13 protein-coding genes and 2 pseudogenes are annotated in these 14,917 nt (G+C 65.9%); 9 read left to right on the forward strand and 6 right to left on the reverse strand.

From position 1 onward, the window contains the following. Positions 1–862: pseudogene (locus QM712_RS34890) on the forward strand (cell division protein FtsH); the annotation flags it as partial. A 329-nt stretch (positions 863–1,191) separates the two neighbouring features. Here QM712_RS34890 and QM712_RS34895 read toward each other — a convergent pair. Further along, positions 1,192–2,061: an alpha/beta fold hydrolase gene (locus QM712_RS34895; RefSeq protein WP_415027697.1), complete on the reverse strand. Its 870-nt coding sequence runs from the start codon at positions 2,059–2,061 to the stop codon at positions 1,192–1,194. Positions 2,062–2,219: 158 nt separating this feature from the next. Here QM712_RS34895 and QM712_RS34900 point away from each other — a divergent pair, with 158 nt between their 5' ends. From QM712_RS34900 to QM712_RS34910, 3 genes are all read left to right on the forward strand, one after another. Beyond that, positions 2,220–3,425 (forward strand): ABC transporter substrate-binding protein, encoded by a 1,206-nt coding sequence (locus QM712_RS34900; RefSeq protein ID WP_415027698.1) that lies wholly within the window; start codon positions 2,220–2,222, stop codon positions 3,423–3,425. Between the two features lie 220 nt (positions 3,426–3,645). After that, complete coding sequence (gene tyrS / locus QM712_RS34905; protein ID WP_415027699.1) at positions 3,646–4,908, forward strand: tyrosine--tRNA ligase; 1,263 nt, start codon at positions 3,646–3,648, stop codon at positions 4,906–4,908. 22 nt (positions 4,909–4,930) lie between these two features. After that, positions 4,931–5,704 (forward strand): SDR family NAD(P)-dependent oxidoreductase, encoded by a 774-nt coding sequence (locus QM712_RS34910; RefSeq protein ID WP_415027700.1) that lies wholly within the window; start codon positions 4,931–4,933, stop codon positions 5,702–5,704. Positions 5,705–5,801: 97 nt separating this feature from the next. Here the strand turns inward: QM712_RS34910 and QM712_RS34915 are convergent, their stop codons facing one another. Beyond that, positions 5,802–7,292, reverse strand: coding sequence for a hypothetical protein (locus QM712_RS34915; RefSeq protein ID WP_415027701.1), 1,491 nt, complete (start codon positions 7,290–7,292; stop codon positions 5,802–5,804). 300 nt (positions 7,293–7,592) lie between these two features. Between QM712_RS34915 and QM712_RS34920 the strand changes: the two genes are divergently transcribed. Then, the gene (locus QM712_RS34920; protein WP_415027702.1) at positions 7,593–7,757 is read left to right on the forward strand and encodes a Flp family type IVb pilin; all 165 of its coding nucleotides are present in this window, start codon (positions 7,593–7,595) and stop codon (positions 7,755–7,757) included. 446 nt (positions 7,758–8,203) lie between these two features. On the opposite strand, the gene QM712_RS34925 is transcribed toward QM712_RS34920, so the two are convergent. Then, complete coding sequence (locus QM712_RS34925) at positions 8,204–9,187, reverse strand: phosphatase PAP2 family protein (protein ID WP_415027703.1); 984 nt, start codon at positions 9,185–9,187, stop codon at positions 8,204–8,206. 262 nt (positions 9,188–9,449) lie between these two features. On the opposite strand from QM712_RS34925, the gene QM712_RS34930 reads away from it, so the two are divergent. After that, positions 9,450–10,130, forward strand: coding sequence for a TetR family transcriptional regulator (locus QM712_RS34930; RefSeq protein ID WP_415027704.1), 681 nt, complete (start codon positions 9,450–9,452; stop codon positions 10,128–10,130). Between the two features lie 345 nt (positions 10,131–10,475). Here QM712_RS34930 and pyk read toward each other — a convergent pair whose 3' ends face one another. Continuing rightward, positions 10,476–11,912 (reverse strand): pyruvate kinase, encoded by a 1,437-nt coding sequence (pyk, locus tag QM712_RS34935; protein WP_415027705.1) that lies wholly within the window; start codon positions 11,910–11,912, stop codon positions 10,476–10,478. Further along, the gene (locus QM712_RS34940; protein ID WP_415027706.1) at positions 11,909–12,508 is read right to left on the reverse strand and encodes a DUF1036 domain-containing protein; all 600 of its coding nucleotides are present in this window, start codon (positions 12,506–12,508) and stop codon (positions 11,909–11,911) included. The genes pyk and QM712_RS34940 overlap by 4 nt, the downstream gene beginning before the upstream one ends. A 167-nt stretch (positions 12,509–12,675) precedes the next feature. Here QM712_RS34940 and QM712_RS34945 point away from each other — a divergent pair, with 167 nt between their 5' ends. From QM712_RS34945 to QM712_RS34955, 3 genes are all read left to right on the forward strand, one after another. Next, positions 12,676–12,978: a DUF1244 domain-containing protein gene (locus tag QM712_RS34945; protein WP_415027707.1), complete on the forward strand. Its 303-nt coding sequence runs from the start codon at positions 12,676–12,678 to the stop codon at positions 12,976–12,978. A 205-nt stretch (positions 12,979–13,183) separates the two neighbouring features. Then, entirely contained in the window at positions 13,184–13,456 is a 273-nt protein-coding gene (locus QM712_RS34950; protein ID WP_018641571.1) for a DUF2312 domain-containing protein, read from the forward strand. A gap of 186 nt (positions 13,457–13,642) precedes the next feature. Then, positions 13,643–14,068, forward strand: coding sequence for a DUF1801 domain-containing protein (locus QM712_RS34955; protein WP_415027708.1), 426 nt, complete (start codon positions 13,643–13,645; stop codon positions 14,066–14,068). A 9-nt stretch (positions 14,069–14,077) separates the two neighbouring features. On the opposite strand, the pseudogene QM712_RS34960 reads toward QM712_RS34955, so the two are convergent. Then, positions 14,078–14,917 (reverse strand): annotated as a pseudogene (locus tag QM712_RS34960) (ATP-binding protein); the annotation flags it as partial.

The following is a 14,917-nucleotide window of genomic DNA, read 5'->3' on the forward strand; positions in this document are numbered from 1 at the left end:
GCGCGGCACCCCGGGCTTCTCCGGCGCCGACCTGATGAACCTCGTCAACGAAGCCGCCCTGACCGCCGCCCGCCGCAACAAGCGGATGGTGACCCAGGCCGAGTTCGAAGAAGCCAAGGACAAGGTGATGATGGGCGCCGAGCGCAAGTCGCTCGTCATGACCGAGGAAGAGAAGCTGCTGACGGCCTATCACGAGGGCGGCCACGCCATCGTCGGCCTCAACGTGCCTGCGACTGATCCGATCCACAAGGCGACGATCATCCCGCGCGGCCGCGCGCTGGGCATGGTCATGCAGCTTCCCGAGCGGGACAAGCTGTCGATGTCGCTGGAGCAGATGACCTCGCGCCTCGCCATCATGATGGGCGGCCGCGTCGCCGAAGAGCTGATCTTCGGCCGCGAGAAGGTGACCTCGGGCGCCGCCTCCGACATCGAGCAGGCCACCCGGCTTGCCCGGATGATGGTGACGCGCTGGGGCCTGTCGGAAGAGCTCGGCACCGTCTCCTATGGCGAGAACCAGGACGAGGTGTTCCTGGGCATGTCGGTGTCGCGGACGCAGAACGCTTCCGAGGCCACGGTCCAGAAGATCGACTCCGAGATCAGGCGCCTGGTCGAGGAAGGCTACAAGGAAGCGACCCGCATCCTCACCGAGAAGCATGCCGACCTCGAGGCCCTGGCCAAGGGTCTGCTCGAATTCGAAACGCTGTCCGGCGACGAGATCGTCGATCTGCTCAAGGGCAAGAAGCCGAACCGCGAGTCCGTGCTCGAGCCGACCACGCCGCGCGCCTCCGCCGTGCCGCCGGCCGGCAAGTCGCGCCCGCGTCCCGACCCGGATCCCGGCCTGGAGCCGCAGCCGCAGTCGTAAGGCCGGCAGCCAGACATGAATTGAAGAACGCGGCGGAAACGCCGCGTTTTTTGTTGCCTGCGCGGACATTGCGGGGGCCTTCATTCGTGCGGGCGAATGGGTCGGCGCGAAGCGCGGCCCGGTGACATGCTCGGCGAAGCAATCCAGACCGTGTCCGCGGCGTGATCGTGGATTGCTTCGCTGCGCTCGCTATGACGACAACTGATGCACTCGCGCGTGCACGCACCGGCTTCGCCAGAGGGCAGAGGCGCTCCTGCGCCGTGCTCACCGTTTGCCGCCGGCCGCAGCCGACGCGGTGCGCGCCGACGCCTTGCCCATCCTCGCTGCCTTCACTTCGCTGCGGCTGCCGGCTTCTCCTCGCCGCGCGCGAGGAAACGCAGCACGTCGTCTGAAAATTGCTCCGGGTCTTGCAGGAAGGAGAAGTGGCTGACCTCCGGCTGGATCAGCAGGCCGGCCCCCGGAATGCTCGCCGCCATGAACTCGGTGTTCTCGCGCTTGATCGCCTCGTCGTGGTCGCCGTCCACGATCCAGGTCGGGACCTTGATGGCCGCAAGATCCGAGGCCGTCCATTTCGGCTGGCTCTCCCACATCCTGGTGATGTCGGCGACGAAGCTCTTGTACTCCGACGGGGTCGGCGACAGGCGCTTGTACTCCTCGCCCGCCCTGGCGATGTAGGCGTTGAAGACGTCGCTCGACGCTATGTCGGCGACACCGGACGGGTCCGAGTTCGCGGCAAAGGCGAACAGCCTGCTCACGCGCTCCGGGTGCTTCATCGCGATGTCGAGGCCGATGATCGCGCCGTCGCTCCAGCCCACGATCGCGGCCTTGCCGATCTTGAGATGGTCGAGCAGCCCGACCACGTCGGAGGCCATCAGGTCGTAGCCGAACGGCTCCTGATTGCGGCTGCTGCGCCCGTGCCCGCGGCTCTCCATCACGATGACCCGGTAGTGTCGTTGCAGCGCGCGGACCTGATGGCCCCAGTAATTGGCGTTGGCAAGGCCGCCATGCAGCATGATGACGGGCTGGCCGTGGCCGAACACGGCGTACCAGATCCTGACGCCGTTGACGGGCGCGACGCCGCTCTGCGTCGCCTTCGGCAAGGTCGGCGTCGGCGGCAGGCTCAGCCATGGCGGGGCCGCGCGTGCAGCCGTGATCGAAACCGTGACGAGAAGCGCGATGAAGAGAGTGCGAACCGGCATAATGCGGCTTCCTGTTGGACAATCGGACGCAGCGTTTGGCCTCGCCAAGCCCGCGACTGCCTCCCGATAATGGTTGGAGTCCGCCGCGATGTCATGGCATGCTGCCTTCAAATAAGGGCACGGCACGACCGCGCCAACATGAGGGGGAGGAAAGACCGATGCGCTTTGCGGCGGCATTCGGCGCGCTCGGCGCCGTTTCGATCCTGCTGTTGCCTGTCACGTCGATCGCAGCCGAGATGCGCGGCGTCACCGCGAGCGAAATCAGGATCGGCCAGACCATGCCCTATAGCGGGCCGGTCTCCGCCTTCGGCGCGCTCGGCAAGGGCGAGGTCGGCTATTTCAAGATGCTGAACGAGAAGGGCGGCATCAACGGGCGCAAGGTCAATCTGATCTCGCTCGACGACAGCTATGCGCCGCCGAAATCGGTCGAGCAGACGCGCCGGCTGGTGGAGAGCGACGAGGTCGCGCTGATCTTCTCGTCGATCGGCACCGCCCACAACACGGCGATCGCGAAATACCTGCAGTCCAAGAGCGTGCCGCAGCTCTTCATCGGCTCCGGCGCCTCGAAATTCGCCGACATCGCGCAATATCCGCAGGCGACCATGGGCGTGCAGGCGCCGTTCCGCTACGAGGCGAGGCTCTACGCGCGCTATGCGCTGGCGAAGAACCCGAACGCGAAATTCGCGGTGATCTCGCAGAACGACGACTACGGCCGCGATTATCTCGCGGGCCTGAAGGACGTGCTCGGCGAGAAATATGATGCGGTCGTCACCGGTGCGACCTACGAGGTGCAGGATCCGACCATCGACTCCCAGATCGTGAAGCTGAAAGCGTCCGGCGCCGACGTCTTCGTGATCGCGGCGACGCCGAAATTCGCGGCACAGGCGATCCGGAAATCCTTTGAGATCGGCTGGCGTCCGATGACGTTCCTGTCCAACGTCGCGGTGTGGGTCTCGGCCGTGATGGAGCCTGCGGGACTGGAAGCCGGCACCGGCATTCTCTCGACCGCCTATGTGAAGGATCCCGACGATCCCGCCTGGAAGGACGATCCGGGCGTCAAGGGCTGGCGCGAGTTCATGACGAAGTACGTGCCTGAGGCCGACCAGCACGACACCAACTACGTCAATGCCTACAACAGCGCGATGGCGCTGGAAGCGGTGCTGAAGGCATGCGGCGACGATCTCTCGACCGAGAACATCCTCAAGCACGCCTTCTCGATCCGCGACCTCGAACTTCCGATGCTGCTGCCCGGCATCAAGATCAATACCAGCGCGACCGATCACGTGCCGGTCGACCAGATGCAGTTCATGCGCTTCAACGGCAGGAGCTGGGAGCGCTTCGGCGACTTGCAGACCGGGAATTGATGCCCGATGCGCCCATGCGTCATCCGGACTTGAGCGTTGCATGACCGGCAAAAGTCCGTTATGACCCCTCGCATGATCAAGATCGCGCTCACCGCTGCAACCTATTATGCGACGTTTCCATAGGGAGCGGCGCGTTTCGATCATGCCTTGAAACAAGCCGCCGTCAGGCGGCTTTGTTCATTTCGGAGGCCTCCTGGCGGCAAATGCCTGGAGAATTCCGATGACGATGTCCGATGCCGCAACCGATCAATTCGAGCCGCGTTCTCAGGTCCTGAGAACGCTGATCGAACGCGGCTACGTCAATCAAGCGACCAGCCTTGCCGGCATGGACACCGCCTTCCGTGCGGGCGTCGTTCCCGCCTATGTCGGCTTCGATGCCACGGCGGACAGCCTCCATGTCGGCCACCTCATGCCGATCATGACGCTTCGCCGGCTTCAGCAGGCGGGACACAAGCCGATCGTTCTGATCGGCGGCGGCACCACCCGGATCGGCGATCCCAGCTTCCGCGCGGACGCGCGGCCGATGCTGACGGACGAGCAGATCGCCGCGAACATCGCCGGCATCCGAAAGGTCTTCGAGCGTCTCTTGCACTTCGGTGACGGTCCGGCGGACGCCATCCTGGTCAACAATGCCGACTGGCTGGACCGTGTCGGCTGGATCGACATGCTGAGGGATGTCGGCCGGCACTTCTCCATCAGCCGGATGCTCTCGTTCGACAGCGTCAAATCGAGGCTGGAGAAGCAGGAGAACCTGACCTTCCTGGAGTTCAACTACATGATCCTCCAGGCGCTCGATTTCCTAGAATTGTCCCGCCGCGCCGATTGCCGCTTGCAGATGGGCGGAGCAGACCAGTGGGGAAACATCATCAACGGCGTCGAGCTGATACGGCGAATGGACGGAAAGCAGGCCTTCGGCATGACCGCTCCGCTTCTGACGACTGCGTCGGGCGCCAAGATGGGCAAGACCGCGGCCGGCGCCGTGTGGCTGAACGCGGATCGCCTGTCGCCATACGACTACTGGCAATTCTGGCGCAACACGGAGGACGCCGACGTCGTCCGGTTCCTGAAACTGTTCACGGACCTGCCGATGGCCGAGATCGAACAACTCGCCGGCGCAACAGGCTCCGAGCTCAATGCGCTCAAGCAGCGCCTCGCCGACGAAGCCACGGCTCTCGTGCACGGCGCCGGCGCCGCGAGGCGCGCGGAAGCCACGGCAAGGCAAGCGTTCGGCCAGCACGGGGCGGCAGAAGGCTTGCCGACGCTGGAACTGAGCCATGTGGAACACGGCCGCGAAATTGCGCTTGTCGACCTGATGGTTCGCGCGAGGCTCACCGCCTCCAAGGGCGAGGCACGAAGGGCGATTTCGGGTTGCGGCGTCAAGTTGAATGGAAACGTCGTGCAGGACGTCGATCTGGTAGTGTCCCCGCGGGCGCTGCCAATCAGGATTTCGTTCGGCCGCAGGCGCCACGTGGTCGTAAAGTAACTCGAAGCTTCAGGAGCCGGACATGGCGATCATTTTCATCACTGGCAGCACGGACGGTCTCGGCCGGGCAGCCGCGGAATCGCTTCTCGATCAAGGTCACCGGGTGGTGCTGCACGCGCGCTCGGCCGATCGGGCCGCAGCGCTCGGCGAAATCGCCTCACGCTCCGCGCGGGTCGTGGTCGGAGATCTGCAGAGCGCGGCGGAAACGAAGCGCGTCGCGGACCAGGTCAATGCGATCGGGCGCATGGACGCGATCATCCACAATGCGGGCATCTACACGCAGCCGAGCCGCGGCTCGACGCCGGAAGGCCATGCCGTCACCCTGGCGATCAACACGCTGGCGCCGTACCTGCTGACGGCGCTCGTCGAGCGTCCGCGCCGGCTGGTGTATCTCAGCAGCGGTCTTCACCGCGGCGGCGAGGGGTCGCTGTCCGACCTCGATTGGACGACGAGGGCCTGGGATGCGGCAAAGGCCTATGCGGAGAGCAAGCTGCAAGTGGTGGCTCTGGCTCTCGCGCTGGCACGGCGCTGGCCGCAGGTCTTGAGCAACGCCGTCGATCCCGGCTGGGTACGAACGAAAATGGGTGGGTCGGGCGCTCCGGTCGACATCGATACCGGTCGGCAGACCCAGGCATGGCTGGCCGTGAGCGACGATCCCAAGGCATTGGTCAGCGGTGGCTACTGGCATCATCTTCGGCAGCAGCAGCCGGCCGACGAGGCGACCAACCCTGATTTTCAGGACGCGCTCATCGACAAGCTTGCAAAGCTGACGGGCGTCACGCTGCCCGAGGGCTAGACGCAGGGGTGAAGCACCGCAAACTGCCGTTGTTCGCTGCCTGCCGTCGGCAGGCGGCGAGACGGCTGCTTGGCCGGGTCGAGTTTGCTCCAAGCCCTCACTTCGAGGCGTCGCCCGCGCCGTCCGTCGTGTCGCGCACATGGACCGCCGCGACGCCGTCCGTGTAGATCCGCTTCCAGCCCTTGAGGTGGTCGAGGATCTGCGGGCCCGGCGCATCGGCGACGAGAACCGTCGCGTCGATCTTGTATTCGTCGAGCAGGCGCGGAAGCAGCTCCGGCTTCCTGCCCTCCGTCGCGTTGAAGAAGTCCATGACGAACTTCTCGCCGTAGAGCTCGGCGCGGCCGTCGACGAAGACCGGGACGTCGCGCGCGATCAGATAGCCGCCGAACTGGTAGGCGTTGAAGATGCGCTGTGCCTTGCGCTGCTGCAGCAGGTCGACGGCGGCAACCGGCGTCTGCGCCATCGTGAAGGTGAAGCGGTGATGCGACATGTAGATCGAGGTCGAGGTCCAGGCCGCGACCGCGATCATCAGCGCGCCCGTCGCGGTGACGTAGCGGGCGGGCCAGCTGCTCTCAACGCCTTGCGCATCGGCGCGAGGCAGCGGGGACTTCTCGCCGAGCGGCTTCGCCAGCACCAGCGGCACCAGGAAGGCGAACGCCTCGACGCTCCTGACATGGGTGAGGGCCATCCAGGTCAGCAGCAGGATCAGCAGGATGCGCGGCGGCGAGAGCGTGAGGCCACGATAGAGGCCGATCGCGATCAGGCCGAGCACCGCACCTTCGAATGAGGTGAAGGAGGAGAAATTCGCCGGCATCCATTCCGAGATGACCGAGAGCAGTTCGCCGAGATTGAGGATGTTGGTCGCGCCCTGCAATGTGCGCCAGCCGTAGGGCGTGACGCAGCTCGCGGCGAGCGCGGCGACGCCGAACAGGAACCAGCTCAGCAGCAGCCGGACCTGCCTGCGCGATTCCAGGCCCCAGATCGCCACCAGCGACATCGGGCCGATCAGCGCCAGTCCCAGCACGAAGCCGCCATGCAGGTTCGACCACAGCGACATCAGCGGCAGCCAATACCAGGACGGCGTGCTCTTGCGATCGGCCGCCGCCATCAGCATGCCGACCCACGCGACCATCACGGGCAACGCCAGGATGTGGGGCCGCGCCAGGATGTGATGCAGCGACAGCAAAATCGCCAGCATCGCGAACAGCACCGCGCGCGGAATTTCGAGATGCGCGTCGAGCAGCGCGACGAGGATCCCCGCCGCAAGGGCGGTCGCGAGCGCGGTCAGGATCACCGGTCCCGCCCAGTCCCATTGCGCATGGGCGAAGGCGAACAACACCTGCGACAGCCACGACGTCGAGATCCAGGGCTCGCCGGGGCGCGTGAACGAATAGAAGTCCGTGTAGGGGAGGGCATGATGATCGAGAATCCATTGCCCGATCTTGATCTGCCAGAACGAGTCGGAGTCCTGCAGCAGAGTGTCGCCGACATAGAGGAAGAAAAGATACGCGCCGGCACCGACGCACAATGGAACCAGCGCACGCGCGCGGCTCTGCATCGCGATGCTGTTGGCGAAGGAAAGGGACATGCCGCCTCGTCGTCCTGCTTGTTCTTGTCGGGTTGCCCGAGCCTGCATCATTGGAACATGCCGGTCATAACTTCGGGTAAATCGCCGCAGACGGGCCTGTTTCAGATACCCCTGAATTTAACGGATTGTTTTAGATTTCGGTTTACCATCGGCGAATACACGCAAATCGCATCACGTTTACGCAGTGGAATTAACTGCGGCGCAATTCTTTGCAATTACGTTGAGCCCCATGGTCGGGCGGCGCTGGGAAGCCGAAAAGACCAGACTAGTTGTAGCCACGTGTACTCTTTGGAGCAGTCTATGAAGAACCTCGTTGCGCGTTTCGCGAAGGATGAATCCGGCGCCACCGCTATCGAATACGGCCTGATCGCCGCCGGCATTGCGCTGGCGATCATCACTGTCGTGAACAACCTCGGCAGCACGCTGAACACCAAGTTCGGTTCGATCTCGACCAGCCTCAAGTAAGGCCGGACGAACCAAGGAATAGAAAGAGCCCCGTCTTCGACGGGGCTCTTTTCTTTGGGCCGGTCACTGCGCAAGAGTGTCGCTGCGCAAGACCGTCATTGCGCAGGACGACGGTTGCGGAAGACGGCAATGACCCTGATGCCGTATCGCATCATCGGAGATGATCCTGGTTGAAGCGATGCGTGCGGAAGTTTCACCTCTCATGAAATGTTGAGAGAGCCGTGGTCGGACTGCATGGTTCGAGATGGCCGCCCTGGGCTTTCCATCATGAGGACCTTGCACCTCGCCACGAAACGCGACCTCATCCTGCAGGCCCGCAGCAGGCGGGAGGGGAAGGATGGCTGCCGGCGAGCTTGCCGCGATGTTCTCGTGAGATGCGGATTTCACGGCCGCCACTGAGCGGAGGTGAGGCCGACACGCCCGATCGCGCTTCCGTTCGATGTGTTCTATTCCGCGAGGCTCGGCTGCCAGGCCGCCGATCGCGTCGGTTCCGCGGGCACCGGCGGCGCGTGGCCGAGCCACGCGAGATAGGACTTCGCCGCCCAGATCGAGACCGCGGCGACCGCGATGCCACCGACCACGTCGATGATGTAGTGCGCGCCGATCACCGGCGTCGCCGCGATCATCAGCACGTTGAGCGCAACCGCGATGCCGCCGATGCCGCGCACCGGCCACAGCGCCCACATGTAGAGCACACCCGATGCCGCGTGAAAGCTCGGAAACGAGACGATGCCTGACAGCATGAACAGGCGGAGCTCGTTCAGGCTGCCGTCGCGCAGGTTCAGAATATCGCGCAACTGCCCGGCATAGATCGATGTGTTGATCTCGGGGAAGTGCGCGGCCGGGATTTGCAGGCCGTAATAGGTGCCGATCGCCGGCACGATCGCCGAGATCGCGAGCGTGACAGCGAGCGCAAGGCTCATCGCGAGCATGAACACTTGCAGCCGTACGTAGCGCGCCGTCAATGCGAGCACGACGGGAATGCCGAGCAGCGGCCATTTGATCAGTCCGTAGCCGCGCGAGAGGCATTTCGCCAGCCAGGGATTGTCGTTGACGTAACGTGCGATCGGTTCCGGATCGAGGCCGAGCGCACGATCGATCGCAAGCAGCGTGTGGTCCTGCAGCGGCCAGTTCATCTTGCCCGCGACATAGCTGAGCGGTCCGACGATGGCGCAGGTGAGAATGACCTGCCCGATCGTGCCGACCGAGAACAGCAGCTTCGGATCTGCAAGCTCTCCCTTCGCGATCCGGTGGCGATAGGCGATGGCGACCAACAGCGCGGCGATCGCGAGCGTCACGCCATAGGCGACCGGCTCGAGCCTCAGGCCGGTCGCGTGAAGACCGAGCGCGAGCAGGCTGCCCATGGCTGCGATGGGGAGCCAGTTCAGATTGAAGAGTTGCCAGGCGGTTCGAGCTTCGAGATCGCGCATGCTGCACCGAGGAGTACGGCGGTACAGTTGCGGAGGCGCTTTAAGATCTCGGTAAGAAGTCTGGTCAGCCTTTTGCGAACTGATTCGCTGCACTTTTAGGTGTTTATGGCTGCGTCTTTTACAGGTGTGATGCTCCGCACATTTGCTGCTTGTCATCCGCTCTGAATAGTTGTTCAGTTCTTGGGGGCGATTTGCGGCAAAATGGGTGACGAAGCGTTCGGCCGCAGGGCGTGCGGCGGGCGTTTGGGACAGGAAGCGCGCCATGGTCTATCGGCGGACGCATCAAGTGGTTAAGCGCCTGGCGGCTCGACGCAGCGCGATTCTCGCGGCGGCGCGCGAGGCGGCGGCCGAAGGCGGCATGGCGGCGGTGCAGATCGCGCCGGTCGCGATCCGGGCAAGTGTCGCGGCCGGGACGGTCTACCGGTATTTCCCCTCCAAGGCCGAACTGATCTCGGAATTGATCGCGGAGGTTTCGCGCGACGAGCTGGCGGCGATCCGCCGGGCGGCCGATGCCGCGCCCGGGCCGTCCTCGGCCCTGGCGGCCGCGGTCACGACGGTCGCCGTCCATACCCTGTCGCAGCGCAGGCTGGCCTGGGGCATTCTGGCCGAGCCGGTCGATGTCGATGTCAGCGCCTCCAGGCTTGCGAGCCGCCGCGAGATCGCGGGCGAGATCGCGGCCCGGATCGACGCCGCCGTGCGCGCCGGTCACCTGCCGGCACAGGACACGGCGCTCGCCGCGACCGCGTTGCTCGGCGCGCTGCACGAGGCCCTGGTCGGACCGCTCGCGCCCGACAATCTCGAGGATCCCGTCAGGATGCGCGATGCGGTGCAGACCGTGACGCTGCTGGCGCTGCGCGCCGTCGGGGTCATGGACGCCCGCGCCCGTGGCCTGGTGGTGCAGCAGACCTTGTTGCCGACGACGAAGGCGCTGGTCGGAGCCTGACGGCGCGACGAGCGCGCGGCCACGGTGCCGCTTCTCAAGACCGTGGCGGGAGGCTCGCTTGCGGCCATCCTTCGAGACGCCCGGGATAAGGCCGTGTCGCGGATATCAAACCCTCATGCGTGACGGAGCCTGCCACAGCGGCGTCTGCGGACGATGCCTGGCACGCCGGGCGAACCATGAAGGCAGCCTCAAGCCTCGCGCGATGGCCTTGCGACAAGCCGGGGCCTGATTCCGCTCAGCTCGTTGTCGAGGCGTGCCTTTTCTGGCAATCGCAGCATTCCGGCCGGCATCGCCGGCTACTGTGCATGGGGTTGTTTTCGCCGTTTTGCCTGAGCCGGCCGAAAATCACATGTTCGCGTCGCCCTCGGGACCGACCGAGGCGATGCGCACCATGTTGGTGGTGCCGGGGATGCCGAGCGGCACGCCGGCGACGATGATGACGCGCTGGCCGGCCCGGACGAAGCCGTCGCGGAACGCGATCTGGCCGGCGCGGCCGACCATGTCGTCCTGGTCGCGCGCATCCTCCGCCACCACGCAATGCACGCCCCAGACGACGGCAAGCCGGCGTCCGGCGGTCATGTTCGGGGTGATGGCGACGATCGGCGGCTTCGGCCGCTCGCGTGCCACGCGCACGGCGGTCGAGCCCGAACTGGTCCAGCAGATCAAGGCGGGCAGGTCCAGCGTCTCGGCTATCTGCCGCGCGGCGTCGGCGATGGCATCGCCGGCGGTCGCTTCGGGCGCCGGGCGCTGGGCCGCGACGACGGAGCGATAGGTCGGATCGCGTTCGACTTCCTCGCCGATGCGATTCATCGTCGAGACCGCTTCGACCGGGAATTTGCCGGCCGCCGATTCCGCCGACAGCATGATGGCGTCGGCGCCCTCATAGACGGCGGTGGCGACGTCGGAGACCTCGGCGCGGGTCGGCACCGGCGACTGGATCATCGATTCCAGCATCTGGGTCGCGATCACCACCGGCTTGCCGGCGCGCCGCGCCATGCGCGTCATCTGCTTCTGCAGGCTCGGCACGCGCTCCAGCGGCAGCTCGACGCCGAGATCGCCGCGCGCCACCATCAGCGCATCGGAGGCCTCGATGATGTCGGCGAGGCGGTCGATCGCCTGCGGCTTCTCGATCTTCGCCATCACCGCGGCGCGGCCGCGGATCATCTTCTTGGCCTCGATCACGTCGTCGGCGCGCTGCACGAAGGACAGCGCGATCCAGTCGACGCCTGTGGTCAGCGCCGCCTCGAGATCGGCCTTGTCCTTTGACGTCATCGCCGAGACCGGCAGATCGGTATCGGGCAGGCTGACGCCCTTGCGGTCGGACATCCGGCCGCCGACCACGACGCGCGTCACCGCGTGCTCTTTCGTGGTCTCCTCGGCGATCAGCCGCACCTTGCCGTCGTCGAGCAGCAGCGCGTGGCCGGGCCGCAGCGCTGCCAGGATCTCCGGATGCGGCAGCTGGACGCGCGTGGCGTCGCCCGGCGTCTTGTCGGAATCGAGCGTGAAGGTCTGGCCGTTCTGCAGCTGCACCGCGCCCTCCGCGAACGAGCCCAGCCTGAGCTTCGGCCCCTGCAGATCGACCAGGATGCCGATCGGACGGCCGTAGCTGCTTTCGACGTTGCGGATCGTCGCCACCAGCTCCCGCATCTTGTCATGCGGGGTGTGGCTCATGTTGATTCGGAACAGATCGGCGCCGGCCTCGAACAGGCGGCGGATCATCGCGAGGTCTGACGAGGCGGGCCCCAGCGTCGCGAGAATCTTGATACGGCGAAGACGCCTCATGGCTTATTTCCAGACGGAGGTGGTGGGGCGGCGGCCGGCGGTAGGCCAGGCGCGGCGGGGGGCGTACCACCGGGCGGGCCGTTGGGCAAACCGGGAACCCCGCCAGGCCCGACCGGACCGGGCAAGCCAGGTACGCGTTGTTGCGATGGCTGCTCGTTGGCGTCGGTGAGCTGCACCGTCCAGGCGCGTTGCTCCCCGGTGTCGACCTCGAAGAAGCCGGTCCGGTCGTAGCCGCGTGCCAGGCAGTCCTCGGTGCCGCGGATGGTGAATTCCTTGTCGCGCGAGCACATGAAGGCCTGCCCGGACCATTCGCCGCCGCGGTCGTAGTCGATGGCGTAGATGTAATAGTAGCGGGCGACCAGCGTGCCGCGCAGCAGCGTCTCGCAGGAACGGGAGGAGATGTTCCACCAGCCTTCGGTGGTCCAGCCGTCGGCGTCCTTGTAGCCCAGCGCGATGCCGACACGGCTCGAGGTGTTGTTGCAGAGCCGGAAATCGGCGGAGGCCGGGCTGTTCCAGAGGCACAGCAGCGCGACCACCAGCACCGGGACCAACCGGGCGAGCAGGCGAAAGGGTGAGCGGGGAGATTCGGCGATCATTGTCGCGGAAGCTATATCAGATCATTGACGATTTCGCGTAGAGGCGGGAACCGTCCCCGGGGGGACCAGGGTCCGTTTGCGCCGCGATGTGGCAAATTCTGTGACACGACCCCACCTGATCCCGTAAGGGTGACCGGCCATCGGGAACGGAGCCAGGGGATTGAGCTATGGCAATCGACGACAAAACCAGAACAGAGCTCGAGGCCGCCGCTTTCCGGCGCCTGGTCGAGCACCTGCGGACGCGCACGGACGTCCAGAACATCGATCTGATGAATCTGGCGGGCTTCTGCCGCAACTGCCTGTCGAACTGGCTCAAGGACGCCGCCGATGCGCAAGGGGCTGCCCTGAGCAAGGATGAGAGCCGGGAAGCCGTCTACGGCATGCCCTACGACGCCTGGAAGGAAAAGTACCAGGGCAAGGCCACGCCGGAGCAGCTCGAGGCGATGAAGAAGGTCCATCCGGGACACTGAACCGTCGCGTCCCTGGTCCGCCGCGAGGCCTCTGAGTCGCATCACTCAACAGCTTTCTTCCGGACGCCGCAGGAAGATGTGGGCGCGCTGTGGACGAGCGCGATGCTGCCTTGAACGCGAGGGCCGCCAACCCTAAGGGTCAAGCAGCACGCGCGGTGAGGATGCCGGCGTCACCTCGATTTGCCAGTTCCATTGGGAGTACAAGATGGCCACCTCCGCCGCCGTTCGCGACGACGAGCCCGCGACGAAATTTGCCAAGGACCAGCTCAAGTCCATCATCGAGCGCATTGAGCGGCTGGAGGAAGAGAAGAAGGCGATCTCCGACGACATCCGTGACGTCTATGCTGAGAGCAAGGGCAACGGCTACGACGTGAAGGCGCTGCGCACCATCGTGCGCCTGCGCAAGCAGGATCCGAACGAGCGCGCCGAGGCCGAGACCATCCTCGAGACCTACATGCAGGCGCTGGGAATGCTCTGAGGCCTCGTTGTCGTCCCGGCCGGAGCCGGGACGCATGGCCGCAGGGCCGTGGTCATTGCGTGGGACGGCAGCTGCAATATCGTCGCGCGGGATTGATGACCGCGCATCATCGATGGCTTCCGCGGCATCGGTCCTGGCAGTCGCCAGGGCCACACCGCTGTTATGGGTCCATCGAGGGAGACCGCGATGACTGCGCCGCCGCTGCCGCGCGAGGTGAGCCGTGCCTTCGCCGCTTTTCCTGCGCCGATCGGCAAGCGGCTGCTTTGGGTGCGCGAGCTGATCTTCGCGACTGCCGCCGCGCAGGATGAGGTCGGCCGGATCACCGAAACGCTCAAATGGGGCGAGCCCGCCTATCTGACCGATGAGACCGGCAGCGGCAGCACGATCAGGCTCGGCCGTCTCAAGGACTCCGAGCACGCCGCCATCCTGTTCAACTGCAAGACGACGCTGATCGATACGTTCCGCGAGCGCTTTCCCGGTGAGTTCGAGTACCGCCAGACCAGGGCCTTGTTGCTGCCGGTGTCGGGCAGGCTGTCGAAGCAGCCGCTATCGGTCTGCCTGTCGCTGGCATTGACGTATCATCTGGATCGGAGACGCAAACGCCCGGCTTAGGCCGTCGTGTCAGCGCAGCGAGGCTGTCCGCATGACGAACGAGGTCGTCTCGAGCTTGGCTGCGGCGGCGCCCGAGAAGCTGTCGCAGGACAGGCCCTGCGTCGGATCGTCGGTGAAGCTCATGGCGATCACGGCCTGCGGCTTCACGAAATAGGCGCGCATCGCGGCCATGTCGAGTTCGCCCATCAGCGTGACAGACATCGCGCGGCTGGCGCTCGGCGACAGCATCACGATCTTGAGCCAGATGCTCTCGCCCTTCGCCGCGGAGAGCCGGGTCGCGGTGGCGACGAGGCCGTTGGTGCTCTTGCCGACCACGGTGTTGATTTCGGTTGCCTGCGCGAGGCTGCGGGTCGCGGGTGCGGGACGGGCGGCGCGCGGGATCGGTGCCGAGGCGGCGACGACGTTGGCGCGGTCGACGGGGGAGGCCGCCGCCGGCGCGTAGGCCAGCGCCTGATAGGCCGCCGACGAGATGCTTGCGGCCGGCTGCTGATCGGTCGCGGCGGCGAGCGCCTGGCGCGCCTTCAGCGCGGCGACCTGCGCCGGCGTTGCCTGCTGCGGCGTCGCCGGGATCGCGTCCCAGAAGCCGCGGGCATTGATGATGTCAGCCGGGGTCTCCGGCTTGGCGGAAGCCGCGGGCTTGTCAGCCTCGGGCGCGGGCTTCGGCCTGACCGGTGCGACGATCTGCGCATCGGCCGAGGCCAGCTGCAGCGCGGCCGCGATCTGCGGCTTGGCACGCGGCGTCGGCACCGGATCGGCGGGCTTGGCTGCGGCTGCGACCACGGTCGGCGCGGCCGGCTTCGCGGCGATAGCGGGCGCGCCCTCGTCATCCTCGTCGCTGCTTGCGGCCGG

Source organism: Bradyrhizobium sp., from assembly GCF_047605465.1.
Taxonomy (GTDB): Bacteria; Pseudomonadota; Alphaproteobacteria; order Rhizobiales; family Xanthobacteraceae; genus Bradyrhizobium.

Coding starts and splice junctions, on each gene's coding strand:
- QM712_RS34915 (WP_415027701.1), bottom strand. CDS start 7,292: ATGTCCCTTTCCTTCGCCAACAGCATCGCGATGCAGAGCCGCGCGCGT.
- QM712_RS34945 (WP_415027707.1), top strand. CDS start 12,676: ATGGCAATCGACGACAAAACCAGAACAGAGCTCGAGGCCGCCGCTTTC.
- QM712_RS34940 (WP_415027706.1), bottom strand. CDS start 12,508: ATGATCGCCGAATCTCCCCGCTCACCCTTTCGCCTGCTCGCCCGGTTG.
- QM712_RS34920 (WP_415027702.1), top strand. CDS start 7,593: ATGAAGAACCTCGTTGCGCGTTTCGCGAAGGATGAATCCGGCGCCACC.
- QM712_RS34955 (WP_415027708.1), top strand. CDS start 13,643: ATGACTGCGCCGCCGCTGCCGCGCGAGGTGAGCCGTGCCTTCGCCGCT.
- tyrS (WP_415027699.1), top strand. CDS start 3,646: ATGACGATGTCCGATGCCGCAACCGATCAATTCGAGCCGCGTTCTCAG.
- QM712_RS34900 (WP_415027698.1), top strand. CDS start 2,220: ATGCGCTTTGCGGCGGCATTCGGCGCGCTCGGCGCCGTTTCGATCCTG.
- pyk (WP_415027705.1), bottom strand. CDS start 11,912: ATGAGGCGTCTTCGCCGTATCAAGATTCTCGCGACGCTGGGGCCCGCC.
- QM712_RS34895 (WP_415027697.1), bottom strand. CDS start 2,061: ATGCCGGTTCGCACTCTCTTCATCGCGCTTCTCGTCACGGTTTCGATC.
- QM712_RS34950 (WP_018641571.1), top strand. CDS start 13,184: ATGGCCACCTCCGCCGCCGTTCGCGACGACGAGCCCGCGACGAAATTT.
- QM712_RS34930 (WP_415027704.1), top strand. CDS start 9,450: ATGGTCTATCGGCGGACGCATCAAGTGGTTAAGCGCCTGGCGGCTCGA.
- QM712_RS34910 (WP_415027700.1), top strand. CDS start 4,931: ATGGCGATCATTTTCATCACTGGCAGCACGGACGGTCTCGGCCGGGCA.
- QM712_RS34925 (WP_415027703.1), bottom strand. CDS start 9,187: ATGCGCGATCTCGAAGCTCGAACCGCCTGGCAACTCTTCAATCTGAAC.